This is a genomic window from Streptomyces sp. NPDC051322, assembly GCF_040689485.1.
In the GTDB taxonomy this organism is placed as follows: Bacteria; Actinomycetota; Actinomycetes; order Streptomycetales; family Streptomycetaceae; genus Streptomyces.
This window is the reverse complement of record NZ_JBFBAK010000015.1, coordinates 1-15,005: the sequence shown is the minus strand read 5'-3', so window position 1 is coordinate 15,005 and position 15,005 is coordinate 1. Positions and strand designations below refer to the sequence as shown.

At 70.8% G+C, this 15,005-nt stretch carries 15 protein-coding genes and 1 pseudogene; 9 read left to right on the top strand and 7 right to left on the bottom strand.

Features of this window, described 5'->3' with window-relative positions; translation table 11 throughout:
- Nucleotides 1-4 precede the first annotated feature (4 nt).
- Entirely contained in the window at nt 5-1,402 is a 1,398-nt protein-coding gene (locus tag AB0436_RS27540) for a trehalose-6-phosphate synthase (protein WP_366470644.1), read from the top strand.
- Here AB0436_RS27540 and otsB read toward each other — a convergent pair.
- From otsB to AB0436_RS27525, 3 genes are all read right to left on the bottom strand, one after another.
- On the bottom strand, nt 1,392-2,237 hold the full coding sequence (gene otsB / locus AB0436_RS27535; protein ID WP_366470643.1) for a trehalose-phosphatase: 846 nt from the start codon (nt 2,235-2,237) through the stop codon (nt 1,392-1,394). The genes AB0436_RS27540 and otsB overlap by 11 nt on opposite strands.
- Before the next feature lie 78 nt (nt 2,238-2,315).
- Nucleotides 2,316-2,567: a DUF3263 domain-containing protein gene (locus AB0436_RS27530; protein WP_366470642.1), complete on the bottom strand. Its 252-nt coding sequence runs from the start codon at nt 2,565-2,567 to the stop codon at nt 2,316-2,318.
- A gap of 62 nt (nt 2,568-2,629) precedes the next feature.
- Nucleotides 2,630-3,883, bottom strand: coding sequence for an extracellular solute-binding protein (locus tag AB0436_RS27525; protein WP_366470641.1), 1,254 nt, complete (start codon nt 3,881-3,883; stop codon nt 2,630-2,632).
- A 368-nt stretch (nt 3,884-4,251) separates the two neighbouring features.
- On the opposite strand from AB0436_RS27525, the gene AB0436_RS27520 reads away from it, so the two are divergent.
- From AB0436_RS27520 to AB0436_RS27510, 3 genes are all read left to right on the top strand, one after another.
- Nucleotides 4,252-5,160 (top strand): ROK family protein, encoded by a 909-nt coding sequence (locus AB0436_RS27520; protein ID WP_366470734.1) that lies wholly within the window; start codon nt 4,252-4,254, stop codon nt 5,158-5,160.
- Nucleotides 5,160-6,308, top strand: a complete 1,149-nt coding sequence (nagA, locus tag AB0436_RS27515) for an N-acetylglucosamine-6-phosphate deacetylase (RefSeq protein WP_366470640.1) — start codon at nt 5,160-5,162, stop codon at nt 6,306-6,308. Before AB0436_RS27520 ends, nagA begins: the two co-directional genes overlap by 1 nt.
- Before the next feature lie 79 nt (nt 6,309-6,387).
- On the top strand, nt 6,388-7,314 hold the full coding sequence (locus tag AB0436_RS27510; protein ID WP_366470733.1) for a 1-phosphofructokinase family hexose kinase: 927 nt from the start codon (nt 6,388-6,390) through the stop codon (nt 7,312-7,314).
- 34 nt (nt 7,315-7,348) lie between these two features.
- Here the strand turns inward: AB0436_RS27510 and AB0436_RS27505 are convergent, their stop codons facing one another.
- On the bottom strand, nt 7,349-8,419 hold the full coding sequence (locus AB0436_RS27505; RefSeq protein WP_366470639.1) for a CBM35 domain-containing protein: 1,071 nt from the start codon (nt 8,417-8,419) through the stop codon (nt 7,349-7,351).
- Nucleotides 8,420-8,531: 112 nt separating this feature from the next.
- The gene (gene cdgB, locus AB0436_RS27500; protein ID WP_366470638.1) at nt 8,532-10,190 is read right to left on the bottom strand and encodes a diguanylate cyclase CdgB; all 1,659 of its coding nucleotides are present in this window, start codon (nt 10,188-10,190) and stop codon (nt 8,532-8,534) included.
- Between the two features lie 292 nt (nt 10,191-10,482).
- On the opposite strand from cdgB, the gene AB0436_RS27495 reads away from it, so the two are divergent.
- Nucleotides 10,483-11,037, top strand: coding sequence for a flavin reductase family protein (locus AB0436_RS27495; protein ID WP_366470637.1), 555 nt, complete (start codon nt 10,483-10,485; stop codon nt 11,035-11,037).
- 164 nt (nt 11,038-11,201) lie between these two features.
- Here AB0436_RS27495 and arfB read toward each other — a convergent pair whose 3' ends face one another.
- Complete coding sequence (arfB, locus tag AB0436_RS27490) at nt 11,202-11,639, bottom strand: alternative ribosome rescue aminoacyl-tRNA hydrolase ArfB (RefSeq protein WP_366470636.1); 438 nt, start codon at nt 11,637-11,639, stop codon at nt 11,202-11,204.
- Nucleotides 11,640-11,798: 159 nt separating this feature from the next.
- Here arfB and AB0436_RS27485 point away from each other — a divergent pair, with 159 nt between their 5' ends.
- The 4 genes and pseudogenes from AB0436_RS27485 to AB0436_RS27470 all read left to right on the top strand — a co-directional run bounded on the left by AB0436_RS27485 (nt 11,799) and on the right by AB0436_RS27470 (nt 13,480).
- Nucleotides 11,799-12,374, top strand: a complete 576-nt coding sequence (locus AB0436_RS27485) for a TerD family protein (protein ID WP_366470635.1) — start codon at nt 11,799-11,801, stop codon at nt 12,372-12,374.
- Between the two features lie 176 nt (nt 12,375-12,550).
- A complete protein-coding gene (locus tag AB0436_RS27480; protein WP_366470634.1) occupies nt 12,551-12,793 on the top strand; it encodes a hypothetical protein in 243 nt (80 codons plus the stop codon).
- A pseudogene (locus AB0436_RS27475) lies at nt 12,766-13,008 on the top strand (hypothetical protein); the annotation flags it as partial. The gene AB0436_RS27480 and the pseudogene AB0436_RS27475, both read left to right, overlap by 28 nt.
- Nucleotides 12,998-13,480, top strand: a complete 483-nt coding sequence (locus AB0436_RS27470; protein WP_366470633.1) for an HD domain-containing protein — start codon at nt 12,998-13,000, stop codon at nt 13,478-13,480. The pseudogene AB0436_RS27475 and the gene AB0436_RS27470, both read left to right, overlap by 11 nt.
- A gap of 27 nt (nt 13,481-13,507) precedes the next feature.
- Here the strand turns inward: AB0436_RS27470 and AB0436_RS27465 are convergent, their stop codons facing one another.
- A complete protein-coding gene (locus tag AB0436_RS27465) occupies nt 13,508-14,896 on the bottom strand; it encodes a M1 family metallopeptidase (protein ID WP_366470632.1) in 1,389 nt (462 codons plus the stop codon).
- Nucleotides 14,897-15,005: the final 109 nt, after the last annotated feature.

Here is a 15,005-nt window from a genome sequence, read left to right as displayed (position 1 = left end):
CGTCATGTCCTCTCCGCACGCCGCTCAGATCCTCGTCGCCTCCAACCGCGGCCCCGTCTCGTACACCCTGCGCGAAGACGGTGAGCTCGATCCCCGGCGCGGTGGCGGCGGCCTCGTCTCGGGGCTCTCGGCCATCGGGGGGGACGCCGACTCGCTGTGGGTGTGTGCCGCGCTCGGCGAGGGCGACCGCGAGGCGGTCCGCCGCGGGGTCGGCGAGGACGGGGTGCGGATGCTCGACATCGACGCCGATGTGCACCACGCCGCGTACAACGACATCGCCAACTCGGTGCTCTGGTTCGTGCACCACATGCTCTATCAGACACCGCTCGAGCCGGTGTTCGACGCCGCCTTCCGGCAACAGTGGGCGGCGTACCGCACCTACAACCGGGCCTTCGCCGATGCGCTGGCCGCCGAGGCCGCCAAGGACGCCGTCGTCCTGGTGCAGGACTACCACCTGGCGCTGGTGCCGGGGATGCTGCGCGAGCTCCGCCCCGATCTGCGGATCGGGCACTTCTCGCACACCCCGTGGGCGCCCGTCGACTACTTCCGGCTGCTGCCCGACGACATCGGTGAGGAACTGCTGCGCGGCATCCTGGGCGCCGACCGGGCCGGGTTCCTGACCCGGCGGTGGGCCGACGCCTTCGTCGGCTGCTGCACGGAGGTGCTGGGCGGCACCGGCCGTACCCGTATCGGGGTGCACGGGCTCGGCGCCGACGCCGGTTTCCTGCGGGCGCGGTCCCACGAGCCGGACGTGGAGGACCGGATGCGGGAGCTGCGCGGCCAGATCGGCGGCAGCGGCGACCGGAAGACGATCGTCCGGGTGGACCGCACCGAGCTGTCCAAGAACATCGTGCGCGGCCTGCACGCCTTCCGTGAGCTGCTCGACGCCCGCCCCGAGTGGCGCGGCCGGCTCGTGCACCTCGCCCTCGCCTACCCGTCACGGCAGGACCTCGCCGTCTACCGCGACTACATGGACGAGGTGCGGCGGGTCGCCGACGCCATCAACTTCCGTTACGGCACCGCCGAGTGGACTCCGGTCGTGCTGCACCTCAAGGACAACTTCGCGCGCTCGCTGGCCGCCTATCGGCTGGCCGACGTCGCCCTCGTCAACCCGATCCGGGACGGGATGAACCTGGTGGCCAAGGAGGTCCCGGTGGTGAGCGACCACGGGTGCGCCCTGGTGCTGTCCCGCGAGGCGGGGGCGTACGAGGAGCTCGGGCCGGACGCGGTCACGGTGAACCCGTACGACGTGTCGGGCACGGCAGCAGCGCTCCAGGAGGCGCTCACCATGCCGGGCCCGGAGCGCGCCGAACGCACCGAACGGCTGGCCGCGGCGGCGACCGCGCTGCCGCCGCAGCGGTGGTTCCTGGACCAGCTGGAAGCGCTGACCGCTAGCCCGTGATCGAGCGGGCCAGCTCGGCCAGGAAGGCGGCGACCGCGCCGGGACCCGGCAGCAACAGGTCGGCCCGGGCGGCCAGCTCGGGGACCTCGTTGCCGCTGCAGACCAGCAGGCCGGGGACGCCTTCCGCACGCAGCTGCTCGACCGCGCCGAAGGCGGTCAGGTCGCCCAGGTCGTCTCCGGCGTAGAGGACGGCGGCGGCCCCCAGTTCGCGTACGTAGCCGGTGAGCGCCACACCCTTGTCGACGCCGGGCGGGCGCAGCTCCAGGACCATCCGGCCCGGCTCCACGATGAGCCCGTGGCGGGCGGCCAGCTCCGCCAGCGGTTCGCGAAGCGCCTCGAAGGCGGCCTGCGGGTCGGTGGCCCGGCGGGTGTGGACCGCGACGGCCTGCCCCTTCTCCTCGACCCAGGTCCCCTGCCGTGCGCCGATCGCGTCCAGCAAGCCGGGCAGCTCGGCGCGGGCGGCGGCGACGCCGGGGTGCGGGGCGGGGGTTTGCACGGCGCCGCCGGCGGCGTCCCAGCGCTCGGCGCCGTAATGGCCGAGCACGACCAGGTGCTCGAGGCCCGGCACACCGGCGAAGCCGCCGTACCGTACGGCGACGCCGGCCGGGCGGCCCGTCACCACGGCCACCGAGGCGATCCGCGGGGCGAGTGCGGCCAGCGCGGGGACGGTGTCCGGGTGGGCGCGAGCCTGTTCCGGGTCCGGCACGATGTCGGCCAGCGTCCCGTCGAAGTCGAGGGCCACTACGGCTTTTTCCGGCCCGGCCAACAGGGCGGCGAGGCCTTGGCGGCCGGCTGCGGTGGCGGGGGTCGGCAGGGTATTCGATGGGCTGCCCATAGGATGACCCTATCCGCGACCCGGCCGCCGTGCCGCGGATGTCGTGGCCCGGATGTCGCGGCCTGCGCCTCGCCGGAGTTACCGGCGCTCGCGCCGGGCCTGGCGAACGCGGCGGAGGCGATTGACCGTCACCGGGTCGTGGGCGAGTGCCGCTTCGTCGTCGAGGAGAGCGTTCAGGAGCTGGTAGTAGCGCACCGGGGAGATCCCCAGGCGCTCGCGTATCGCGCGTTCCTTCGCGCCGGGGCCCGGCCAGGCGTGGCGTTCGACGGCGAGCACCGCACGGTCGCGCTCCGAGAGGGGCGCGGGGCCGTGGGGGTCGTTGCCGGTCATATGAGCCAACGTACTGGGCAGCCACCGGGCGGGGCCACTCCGGACGGGGCTGCCCCGAACGGCTACTCCGCCGCCTGCGCGGCAGCCGCGACGTTCTGGATCTGGTTGAGGACGCTCTCCGGGTTGCCGTTGGGCTCGACGGCCTTGCCGATCTGCTTCTTGATGGACCCGCTGACCTTCGCCCAGGACGTCTTGCCGACCGGCGGCAGCTGCGAGGTGGGCAGCTCGTCGAGGAACTTCTTCAGTTCCTTGTGCTCCGGGTCATCGGCGAGCGTGTCCGACGCGGACACGGTCGGCGGCAGCAGGTCGTACCGGGTCGCGAAGTCCAGCACGTTGCGGTCGTTGAAGGCGTAGTCGAGGAACGCGCCGATCTGCTTGCGGTGGCCGTTCTGCTTGAACCCCATGATCCAGTCGGAGACGCCCATGGTGGTCCTGGAGGTGCCGTTGAGGCCGGGCATCGGGACCATGCCGACCTTGACGCCCTTGTCCTCGGCCTGCTGCAACAGCTGCGGGTGGCCGTTGAGCATGCCGACGTCGCCGTGGGTGAAGGCGGCAAAGGCGTCCTTGCGGTTGAGTTTGCCCGGCGCCACCGGCCCGGTCAGGCCCTTGCCGACCAGGTCGTTCTTCAGCCACTCGAAGGTCTTGACGTTCTGCGGCGAGTTGATGGTGTACGTACCGACGCCGTCGGTGTATCCGTCGCCGCCACTCAGCAGCCACATCTGTGTCTCGGCCTGGGCCTCCTCGGGGCCGAGCGGCAGCGCGTACGGGTACTTCACGCCACGCGCCTTGAGGGCCTCGGCGTCCGACGCCAGCTGCTTCCAGGTCTTCGGCGGGGTGAGACCGGCCTGGGTGAAGAGCTTCTCGTTGTAGAAGAGCAGCCGGGTGGACGCCACGAAAGGCATGCCGTACTGCTTGCGATCCTGCTGACCGGCGTCGGCGAGCGGGCCGAGGAAGTTGGCCTGCACGGGTATGGAGAGCAGGTCGTCCGCGCTGTAGAGCTTGCCCTGGGCCGCGTAGTCGGCGTAGGCGCCGATCTGCGCGATGTCGGGGGCGTGGCCGGCCTTCACCATCTTGGCGACCTCCGCGTCCACGACGGTCCAGGACAGCACCTTGAGGTTGATCTTGATGCCCGGGTTGTTCTTCTCGAAGGTGCCGATCAGGCCGTCCCAGTACTTCTGGGTGGAACTGCCCTCGTCAGGGTCGTAGTTCGCCACCACCATGCTGAGGGTGGCGTCACCCGACGACCCGTCGTCGCTGCCGCAGCCGGAGAGACCTGCTGTCATTCCGAGCGCCGCGATCGCCGCGGTCAATCCCATGAAGCGCCGCTGCACAGCCCTTTACCCACCCTTGTGTTCCAGTCGGTCCCCCGTGACGTCCTGTCGCAATGAGCTGCGATTTTCCCTCACGTCCCGACACAAGGTCTACACCACACGGGTCTCGCTTCTGCAACGCACCCCCACATTGCACAACGATCCGGTCAACAACCGCCGAATGTCGGCGAGTTCGACGCCTTCGAGCTGGGCTTCGCCCCGGCCTGCGGTCCGGACTTTGTATGGGTGCGCAACAATCCCGGCGAGTGGACTAGACCTTTTCCGGTTCTCCGCGCCACACTGTCCCCGTGACTGCATTCTCCCGTGGGACATCCCCCGGACACCCGGCCGGAAGCCACGTCATCGCCCTGGACGTGGGCGGCACCGGTATGAAGGCCGCCCTGGTCGGGGCCGACGGCGCCCTGCTGCACGAGGCGCGGCGGGCCACCGACCGGAAGCGGGGCCCCGAGGCCGTCGTCCGGTCGATCCTGGACTTCGCCGCCGAGCTGCACGCGTACGGCGAGGAGCACCTCGGCCGGCCGGCGTCGGCGGCCGGCGTCGCCGTCCCCGGCATCGTCGACGACGAGAACGGCATCGCGGTCTACGCGGCCAACCTCGGGTGGCGGGACGTACCCCTGCGCAAGCTGCTCAGTGCCGAGCTGCGCGGCGTCCCGGTCGCCCTCGGCCACGACGTGCGCACCGGCGGGCTCGCCGAGGGCCGGATCGGCGCGGGCCGGGACGCCGACCGCTTCCTGTTCCTGCCGCTGGGCACCGGCATCGCGGGCGCCATCGGCATCAACGGCGTCATCGAAGCGGGCGCCCACGGCTATGCCGGTGAGATCGGCCATGTCGTGGTGCGTCCCGGCGGCGTCGACTGCGGCTGCGGGCAGCGCGGCTGCCTGGAGCGGTACGCCTCCGCGTCGGCGGTGTCACTGGCCTGGGCCGCGGCCTCCGGCGATCCGGAGGCGGACGCGGCGGACTGCGCCAAGGCCGTCGAATCGGGCGACCCGCGGGCCGTCACCGTCTGGCAGGACGCGGTGGACGCGCTGGCCGACGGTCTGATCACCGCCATCACGCTGCTCGACCCCCGCACCCTGATCATCGGTGGCGGACTCGCCGAAGCCGGGGAAACCTTGTTCCTACCACTGCGGGCAGCAGTCACGGAACGCGTGACGTTCCAGAAACTGCCTCTCATCGTCCCGGCGGCCCTCGGGGACACCGCCGGCTGCCTGGGCGCAGGACTGCTCGCCTGGGATCTTCTCTCCACGGAGGTAACCGCCTGATGGCCGGAAGCGAAACAAGCACCGTTCTCTCCGGAGCCCGGGTGGTGCTGCCCACCGGGACCGTCGAGGGCGGCCAGGTGGTCGTGGCGGGATCGCGCATCGCGGCGAGCGCGCCGGAGCACGCGCCGGTGATCGATCTGGCGGGCCACTGGGTGGTCCCCGGCTTCGTCGACATGCACGTACACGGCGGCGGCGGCAGTTCCTTCACCTCGGGGACCCCCGACGAGGTGTTGCAGGGCATCCACACGCACCGGCTGCACGGCACCACGACGATCGTCGCCTCCACCGTCACCGGCGAGATGGAATTCCTCGCCGCCCGGGCCTCGCTTCTCTCCGAGCTGGTCGAGCAGGGCGATCTGGCGGGCATCCACTTCGAGGGCCCGTTCATCTCACCGTGCCGCAAGGGCGCGCACAGCGAGGCGCTGCTGCGCGACCCGGACCCGGCCGACGTCCGCAAGCTGCTGGACGCGGCGCGCGGCACCGCGAAGATGTTCACCCTCGCCACCGAGATGAAGGGCGGCATCGACTCGGTGCGGCTGCTCGCCGAGCACGGCGTGATCGCGGCGATCGGCCACACCGACGCGACGTACGAGCAGACCGTGCAGGCCATCGAGGCCGGCGCCACCGTCGCCACCCACCTCTTCAACGCGATGCCGCCGCTGGGTCACCGCGACCCCGGTCCGATCGCCGCGCTGCTCGAGGACGAGCGGATCACCGTCGAGCTGATCAACGACGGCACGCATCTGCACCCGGCCGCTCTGGAGCTGGCGTTCCGCTGCGCGGGCTCCGCGCGGGTCGCGTTCATCACCGACGCGATGGACGCGGCGGGCTTCGGTGACGGGATCTACCACCTCGGTCCGCTGGAGGTCGAGGTCAAGCAGGGCGTGGCGCGGCTGGTCGAGGGCAACTCGATCGCGGGCTCCACCCTCACGCTGGACACCGCCTTCCGGCGGGCGGTGACCGTCGACCGGCTCCCGGTGGAGGACGTCGTACGGTCCATCTCCGCCAACCCGGCCCGGCTGCTCGGCGTCTACGACCGGGTCGGCTCGCTGGAACCCGGCAAGGACGCGGACCTGGTGGTGCTCGACGCGGACTTCACACTGACCGGTGTGATGCGCAAGGGCGCATGGGTGGTCGCGCCCAAGTAGCTCAGTCCAGCGCTGCATACGGAAAGCGGCAGGTTCCCAGGTCTGGGCCTGCCGCTTCTGTTTTGGCATGATCGTTTCTGTGCTGCTGACCGTGACCTTGAACACCGCGCTGGACATCACCTACCGCGTCCCCGCCCTCACCCCGCACGCCAGCCACCGCGTGGAAGCGGTCACCGAACGGGCCGGCGGCAAAGGGCTCAACGTGGCCCGGGTGCTCGCCGCCCTCGGCCACGAGACGGTGGTGACCGGTTTCGCCGGCGGTACCACCGGCGCGGTCCTGCGTGAGCTGCTGGCGGAGCTACCGCCCACCGACGCGTTGATACCGGTGGCCGGCGCCACCCGCCGGACGATCGCGGTCGTCGACGCCACTTCCGGCGACACGACCCAGCTGAACGAACCGGGCCCGGTCATCTCCCCCGCCGAGTGGGAGGCCTTCCTCGCCTCGTACGCGGAGCTGCTGACCGGCGCCGAAGCGGTGGCGCTCTGCGGCAGCCTGCCGCCGGGGGTCCCGGTCGGCGCGTACGGCCGGCTGGTCCGCCAGGCCCGCACGGCCGGGGTCCCCGTCCTGCTCGACACCAGCGGCGAGCCGCTGCGGCGCGGTATCGCGGCCCGGCCCGACCTGGTCAAGCCGAACGCCGACGAGCTGGCCCAGCTGACCGGCTCCCGGGAACCGCTGCGCGCCACCCGGGACGCCCGCCGCCGGGGCGCCCGCACGGTGGTCGCCTCGCTGGGCGCGGACGGCATGCTGGCCGCCACCCCGGACGGCAACTGGCAGGCCACGCCACCGGCCCGATTCCCCGGCAATCCGACGGGCGCGGGCGACTCGGCGGTCGCCGGGCTGCTGTCCGGGCTGGTGGAGCAGTTGCCCTGGCCGCAGCGGCTGGCCCGCGCGGTGGCGCTCTCGGCGGCCACCGTGCAGGCGCCCACGGCGGGTGAGTTCCACCGCAAAACGTACGAGGACCTGCTTCCGCAGGTCCTCGTCGACGCTCTCGCCCAGGCCGGGTAACCCTCCCGGGCACCGGCCACCGGGTCAGGGGCGGTCAGCCCTGGTGCCCGGCCTTCAGCTCGAGCTGGTCCAGATTGACCCCACATGTGTCTCCCTGCTCGCAGGAGATCTTGATGGTGTTGGAGCCCTTCTTGAGGTTGATGTAGTTGAAGGTGTTGGTCCACCCCTTCGACGCGTCCCCGGCGGGTGCCTGCGCGAAGTTCTTCATGTTGACCGACGCGGGCTTCGCGGCGTCGTTGACCGTCAGCGAGGTCTTCGCGTCGGTGCCCGGCACGCCGTAGTTGATCGACAGGGTGTAATCGCCGGCCTTGGGCACATCCACCGTCCAGGTCGCCGAGTCACCGGGCTGGGCGATCACCACATAGGCACCGCCCGCCGCTTTGGCACCCGGAACGTCCTTGCTGGTGGTCGCCGCACCGCCCAGGGTCAGCGTCGCCGCGTCCTGCTTCGGCAGGTCCGCAGGCGCGGACTCCGAGGGGGCGTCGCTGGGCTTCACCGACTGGGCGGCCGACCGGCCACCGCCGGACCCGCCGCTCGCGCCCGGCTTGGCGTCGTTGTTCTTGTCGCCGCCGCTGGTCATCAGCGCTGCGGCGATCCCGATCACCACGACCGCGACCACCGCGACCGCCCCGATCAGCAGCCCCTTGTGCTGGGGGCCGCTCCGGCCGCCGCCGCTGCCCGAGCTGTACTGCCCCGGCGGCTGCTGGGGCGGCCCGCCGGGGTAGGTCTCCGGCGCGGCGTACTGCGGGGACGGCTGGCCGTACTGCTGCTGGGGCTGCCCGTACTCCTGCTGGCCGTACTGCTGGGTCTGCCCGTACTGCTGGGTCTGCCCGTACTGCTGGGTCTGGCCGTACGCCTGCTGCGGCTGGTCGTACGGCTGCTGCTGCGGTGCCTGCTGCTGCCCGTACTGGCGCTCGCCGACCGTCCGCACCTGGTTGTACGACGTGCGTGGCACCCCGGGGCGGCCGCCTGCCGACGGGCCCGGGTAGCCGTATCCGCCGCCGCCTGGCGGGGGGACGGCACCTGCTGCCTGACCGTCCTCGTACAGATAGCCGAACGGGTCGTCGTCCTCGGGCGTGCTCGCGCCGTTGTTGCCGGCCGTCATTCCCTGGTACTCCTCACACATCGCTGACGCGGGCGAGCCTACCCCGGATGGACCAACCGATCCGGCCAGTCGACCGGACCCCGCCCGCAACGCGTGTGCAGCGTCACAGCACCTATCCGGCCCGCCGGTGCACCTTCGCCCGCGACCGCTTTTCGACGTACATCCGCTGGTCGGCGGAGCGCAGCACCTCTTCGACGGTCATCCCGCAGCTCGCCCAGCCGATGCCGAAACTGGCTCCGACGCGCACCGCCCTGCCGTCCACCCTTATGGGCGGAATGATGGCATTCCGCAGACGAACGGCCAGGTCAGCGGCGTCCGCGGCGGCGAGGCCGTCAGCCAGGACGACGAATTCGTCACCTCCGAGTCGTGCGACGGTGTCGCCGTCCCGTACGCCGGTGGTGAGCCGGCGTGCGACCTCGATGAGAACGGCGTCGCCCGTGTGGTGCCCGAAGCGGTCGTTGATCGACTTGAAGCCGTCCAGGTCGCAGAAGAGCACTGCGAGCCCCTTCGTCCCGTCGTCGGCGTCGTCCGACGGAGGGACCAGATGGTTCGGGTGGTCGTAACCGCCCGGGACGGCCGACGCGGCCGCGAAGTCGAACCGGTGGCCGCCGGAGTCCGTGGTCGACAGGCCGCCCTGCTCGTATGCCGCGTCCAGCGCCTCGATCGCCGTCTCGCGCACCGCGTCGGGGCGCGCACACAACCGGGCGCTGAGCCGGGAGCGCAGCTCGGCGCTGTTGGGCAGCCCGGTCAGCGAGTCGTGCGACGCACGGTGGGCCAGTTGCAGCTCATGGCGCTTGCGCTCCTCGACGTCCTCGACGTGGGTGAGCAGGAAGCGCGGGCCGTCCGTGGTGTCGGCGACCACCGAATTGCGGAGCGAGACCCAGATGTACGACTCGTCGCGCCGCCGCAGCCGCAGCTCCGCCCTGCCGCCCTCGGCGGACGTACGGAGCAGCGTGCCGACGTCCTCGGGGTGCACCAGGTCGGCGAACGAGTACCGGCGCATCGCGGAGGCGGGCCGACCGAGCAGCCGGCAGAGCGCGTCGTTCGTCCGGAGCAGCCGCCCGTGCTGATCGCCGCCCATCTCGGCGATGGCCATACCGCTCGGGGCGTACTCGAAGGCCTGCCGGAAGGATTCCTCACTGGCCCGCAGCGCCTGCTGCTCGCGCTCCAGCCTGACCAGGGCGCGCTGCATATTGGCGCGCAGCCGGGCGTTGGTGATCGCTATCGCGGCCTGGAACGCGTACATCTGCAGCGCCTCCTGCCCCCAGGCGCCGGGGCGCCGGCCGTTGCGCGGCCGGTCGACGGAGAGGACGCCGACGAGCTCCCCGCCGGCCGCGTCGGTCGCGTACATCGGGGCGAAGAGCCGGTCGTCCGGATGCCACTCGTCCTCGAAGCGCGGCTCGGGTCCGTTGTTGTGCCAGTGCGGTACGTCGTCCTGGGCCAGCACCCAGCCCTCGGTGTACGGGATGAACCGCAGCGCCCCCAAGGCCTGGCCCATGGCGAGCCTGCGCTCCCAGGACGCGCGGGATCCGACGCGTCCGGTCATCAGCGCGGCGGCGGAATCGTCACCGGCGAGCGCCGCGACGATCAGGTCGCCGTCCGGCCGCACGAGGTTGACGCACGCCAGTTCATAACCGAGCCCGGCCACGATGCCGTCGGCCACGGTCTGCAGGGTGTCCGCCAGACTGCGTGCCTGATTCAGGTTCGCGACCGCTTGATGCAGCTGCCGCAGGGTCGCAAGACGGACGTACGGCTCCGACTCGGTCTCCATTGCTCGCTCTCCCCGAGAAAGACCTCGACAGCAACTCCAGGGTTCTCCATCGGCGCTCTTGGTGCAGTGTCTCCGCCACTGAATCACAGTGAGCTGTGCGCCAGGTACACAGGGTCAACAATTTATCGCCGTCGTGACCCAAGTCACATCAGAGCATGAAGGGGCATATGAGAAACAGCGGAAACGGCCTGTCGTTTCTTGAACGAAGGTCAGGCCGGTTGGGAAGTCCTAGGACCAGCCTGGTCCTCCGGCCCGATGCGGGCCGGGCGCGCCCCGGGCTAGCGTTCCTGACGTGTTCCAGACGATCCCCACCCCGCGCACCGAGCCCGTCCCCCATCCTGAGGGGGTGAGCAACGACGATTTCCGCGCCGCGATGTCCCGCCTGAGCGCAGGCGTGGTGCTGGTGACGGCGCACGACGCGGACGCCGGACCGCGCGGCGAGGACGCCGGGATGACCGCGACGGCGTTCATGTCGGTGTCGCTGGACCCGCCCCTGGTGATGGTGAGCGTACGGAACGGCTCCCGGATGGACGATCTCCTCGCCGAGCAGCCGCTCTGGGCCGCGTCCCTGCTGGCCGAGAGCCAGCACCAGATCGCCGGCCGCTTCGCGATGAAGGGCCGCATCAGCGACCGCCTCCTCTTCGCGGACCTCCCCCTCACCCGCGGCGAGAAGTCCGGCGCCCCGCTGGTGGACGGCGCCCTGGCAACCCTCGAATGCGCGACCGAACAACGCGTGGTGGCCGGCGACCACACCCTGGTCATCGGCCGCGTACTGACCGCGAACGTCCCCGCCACGGAGGGCGGCCCCCTGACCTACTTCCGCGGCCGCTACCGCCACTTGAGCTGACCCACCCCGGCGACCCGGGGTCGCCCCCCAGCCACCTCAAGCCCGGGACCATCGACCCCAGCCACCACCAGCCCGGCCGGCGCTTGAGGCCACCCCAACACCGGCCCCCACCAAGCCCCTCCGGCGCTTGAGGACAAAAGCCCACGCCCGGAGGCGGGCCCGGCTCAGTCCCAACCGCGCCCCGCGCGGCCCCTCTTCGTATCGCTCCGGGCCTTCTTGTTCCGCAACCGCCGCTCATTGATCCCGCGAGGGATCTTCGTCGCACGCCGCGGCTTCGGCGGCGGCGCAGTCGCCTCCGCGAGCAACGAGGCCAGCCGGACCGCGGCCATCTCCCGGTTCCGCCACTGCGACCGGTGCTCGGACGCCCGGACCGAGACGACACCCCCCACCAGCCGGGAGGCGAGCCGCTCCAGGGCACGCTCCTTCCAGACCGGCGGCAGCGCATCCGTGTTCGCGAGGTCGAAGCGGAGCTCGACCTGGGAGTCGGTGGTGTTGACGTGCTGGCCACCAGGCCCCGACGAGCGCGAGAAACGCCACATCAGCTCGGCCTCCGGCAGGGAGACCGAACCGCGGACGACATAGGGACCGGACATGTGATCCATGGTCGCTGGTACGGACCCGTCCCGTCACCCACTTTTCGGCGCCGGGTAAAGAAAGCAAAGAGACCTGGAACCACCCGGTCCCCTGCCGACGTTATGCCGGATGACGGTAGCTTCGTGACCGCACGAAGCCCGCACATCGCAACGGAAAGGGACATCCCCATGGCTGTAAGCCTGTCCAAGGGCGGCAACGTCTCCCTCACCAAGGAGGCCCCGGGCCTGACCGCCGTCACGGTCGGCCTCGGCTGGGACGTCCGCACGACCACCGGCACCGACTTCGACCTCGACGCCTCGGCCATCGCGGTGAACCCGGAGGGCAAGGTCTACTCCGACAAGCACTTCGTCTTCTTCAACAACAAGGTCACCCCCGACCAGAGCATCGAGCACACCGGTGACAACGTCACCGGCCAGGGCGAGGGCGACGACGAGCAGATCAAGGTCAACCTGGCCGCGCTGCCCGCCGAGATCGAGAAGATCGTCTTCCCGGTGTCGATCTACGACGCGGAGAACCGCTCACAGAACTTCGGCCAGGTGCGCAACGCCTTCATCCGCATCGTCAACCAGGCCGGCGGCACCGAGATCGCCCGCTACGACCTGAGCGAGGACGCCGCCACCGAGACCGCCATGGTCTTCGGCGAGCTCTACCGCAACGGCGCCGAGTGGAAGTTCCGCGCCGTCGGCCAGGGCTACGCCTCGGGCCTCGTCGGCATCGCCCAGGACTTCGGCGTCAGCGTCTGACGTACGAGCATCACGAGTGGGCCCCCGGCGATCGCCGGGGGCCCAGCTCGTTCCGCGTCCAGTCACGGGCGGCCCGAGGCTCCTCACCCGATTCCGATTCGCTGTCAGTGAGCCGCACCGGGGATAGCCTCAAGCCTAGGCTCGGCCCTGCTGCGCGGCGCGATGACGTTCGTGTAGTGGTGGTCGAACGTAAGGATCGCCGGACGCTGCAAGCGCCAAGCCAGCGCTGCGTTGACGGTGTCGGCGAGGCCGAGAGCGTGACCGAAGTACTTTTCCAGCAAACCCTAGGCCTCGGCGAGCAACGCTCCGGTGACCGCCGCGATGTGAACATGGCCCAGGCGGGTGAGCGCACCCAACCGCTTGGTCGCGTCAACGGCTACTCGTTCACCGGATGGCCCGCGACCTGCTCGGCCACGTGACCGACATGCTCGCCGACCGTACGGCCACCCCGCACCAACTCCGGTTCGCGCTCGCGCGAATGGCCGAGTCCCTCACCGACGTACACCGCATCGCGCAAAGCCGGGGGGAAGTACGCCTGCCTGTACCTGCGTACGAAGACCTGGACGGCACTGACGGAGGCGGACATGCTGGGATGCCTGATATGAGCGAAAGGAAACCCCGCGGTGACCAGTGACGACGCGGTGAAGAGCGCCCCGGAACCTCACCTGAGTCCGGGTGAAGTGGAACGGCTGGCACGCCGTGCGCACGCGCTGCAGACCGACAAGGCGGGCAAGCCGTATGTGGAACACCTCGCGTCGGTGGCGCATGGTGTTGCCACACGCGGCGGGTCCGACGAGCAGATCGCCGCCGCCTGGCTGCATGACGCCGTCGAGGACGGGGTGTTGTCCCGTGAGTGGCTGGCGGGGGCCGCCCTACCGGACAGCGTCAAGGTCATGGTTCTGGCGATGACCAAAGAGCCGGACGAGAGCCTGGACGACTACGCCGGGCGGTTGCTCGGCGTGCCTGGCGCACTGCTGATCAAAGAGGCTGACATCGCACACAACTCCGACCCGGACCGCCTGTCCGTGCTGGACTCCGTGACGAGGGACCGCCTCACCGAGAAGTACGCCCGGATGCGGCGGCTGTTGGGACTCGACGAGGGCTGAGGAATGTGCGTCATCGCCTGAGCGCCGTCACGGCCGCACCGGCCGGTCCTTGCCGTAGAGCCAGGCGTCCCAGAGGGCGGTCAGGTTCGCGCCGGTCTTCTTCTCGGCGTAGCGGGTGAAGTCCTGGGTGGACACGGTGCCGTACTGGTGGTCGTGCACCCAGCCGCGGATCAGTGCGAAGAAGGCGCGGTCCCCGACCGTGTCGCGGATCCGCTGGAGGACCATCGCGCCGCGGCCGTACACCGGGGAGGCCGAGATCTCCTTGGGAGACGGCGGCTTCGCGGGCGGGAAAGCCCAGTTGGCCTGCCGGTCGTAGGCGTCGTCGAAGTGGTCCCGGACGCTTTCGCCTCCGTGGGCCGCGTCCCAGAGCCACTCCGCGTACGTCGCGAACCCTTCGTTGAGCCACATGTCCTGCCAGGACTTGGGCGTCACCGAGTCCCCGAACCACTGGTGGGACAGCTCGTGCACGAGGGTCGGCAGGTCGAACTGGTTGGCCGGGAGCACCGGTTTGGTCTGGGTTTCCAACGAGTAGCCCGCCGAATCGGCGGGGCCGACGACCGCGCCGGTGGAGGCGAAGGGGTAGGCGCCGAACTCCTTGCTCTCCCAGGCGATGATCTCCGGGATGCGGGCCAGTACCGCGGCGCTCTCCTTCTCGTCGGCCGGTTCGACCGCGGTGAAGACCGGCAGCCCGGAGGGCGCCTTGTAGGAGCGCGTGCGGTACGGGCCGATCGCCACCATCGCCAGATAGCTGGCCATCGGCTCGGCGCTGTGCCAGTGGAAGGCCGTACGGCCGCCGCTGGTCCGGTGTGAGGTCAACTGGCCGTTGGACACCGCCTGGAGACCGCTGGGGACGGTGATCGTGATGTCGTAGGCCGCTTTGTCGGACGGGTGGTTGTTGCCGGGGAACCAGGCCATCGAGCCGGTCGGCTCGCCCAGCGCGAGCGCGCCGTGGGTGTTCGGCAGCCAGCCCTCCTCGGAGGTGTCCGGGTCGGTGATCGTCCTCGGTACGCCGGAGTACCGCACCACGGTACGGAAGGTGTGGCCCCGGCTGATGTCGTGGTGCGGGCGGAGGGTGAGCTCGGTGCCCGCCCGGTTGGCCGGCGCGTAATCGCCGTCCACGGTGGCGCCCGCCACGGTCATCCCGGCGAAGTCCAGGTTGAACGCCGAGAGATTCTGGGTGGCCCGGGCGGTGATCGTCGCGGTGCCCTTGATGCGGCCGGTGTCCCGGTCGTAGTCGAGTTCCAGGCCGTAGTGGCTGACGTCGTAGCCGCCGTTGCCGAGGCGCGGGAAGTAGGGGTCGTGCAGGCTCGACGCGCCGGGCCTGCCGTGGACGCCGGAGCCGCAGCCGGCCAGGACCAGCGGCAGGGCGGCGGCGATCGCGGTGGGGACGGCCGTGCGGCGTATGCGCTGGTCCATAGCCGTGATCCTAATACTCCAGCCGTAGATCGTGATCTTGCGGCTATTGGGCGGCCCGCGCCTGGTAGTGGCAGGTTCGAGCTCGGGCTTGATGGCGTCGGCGCCACTG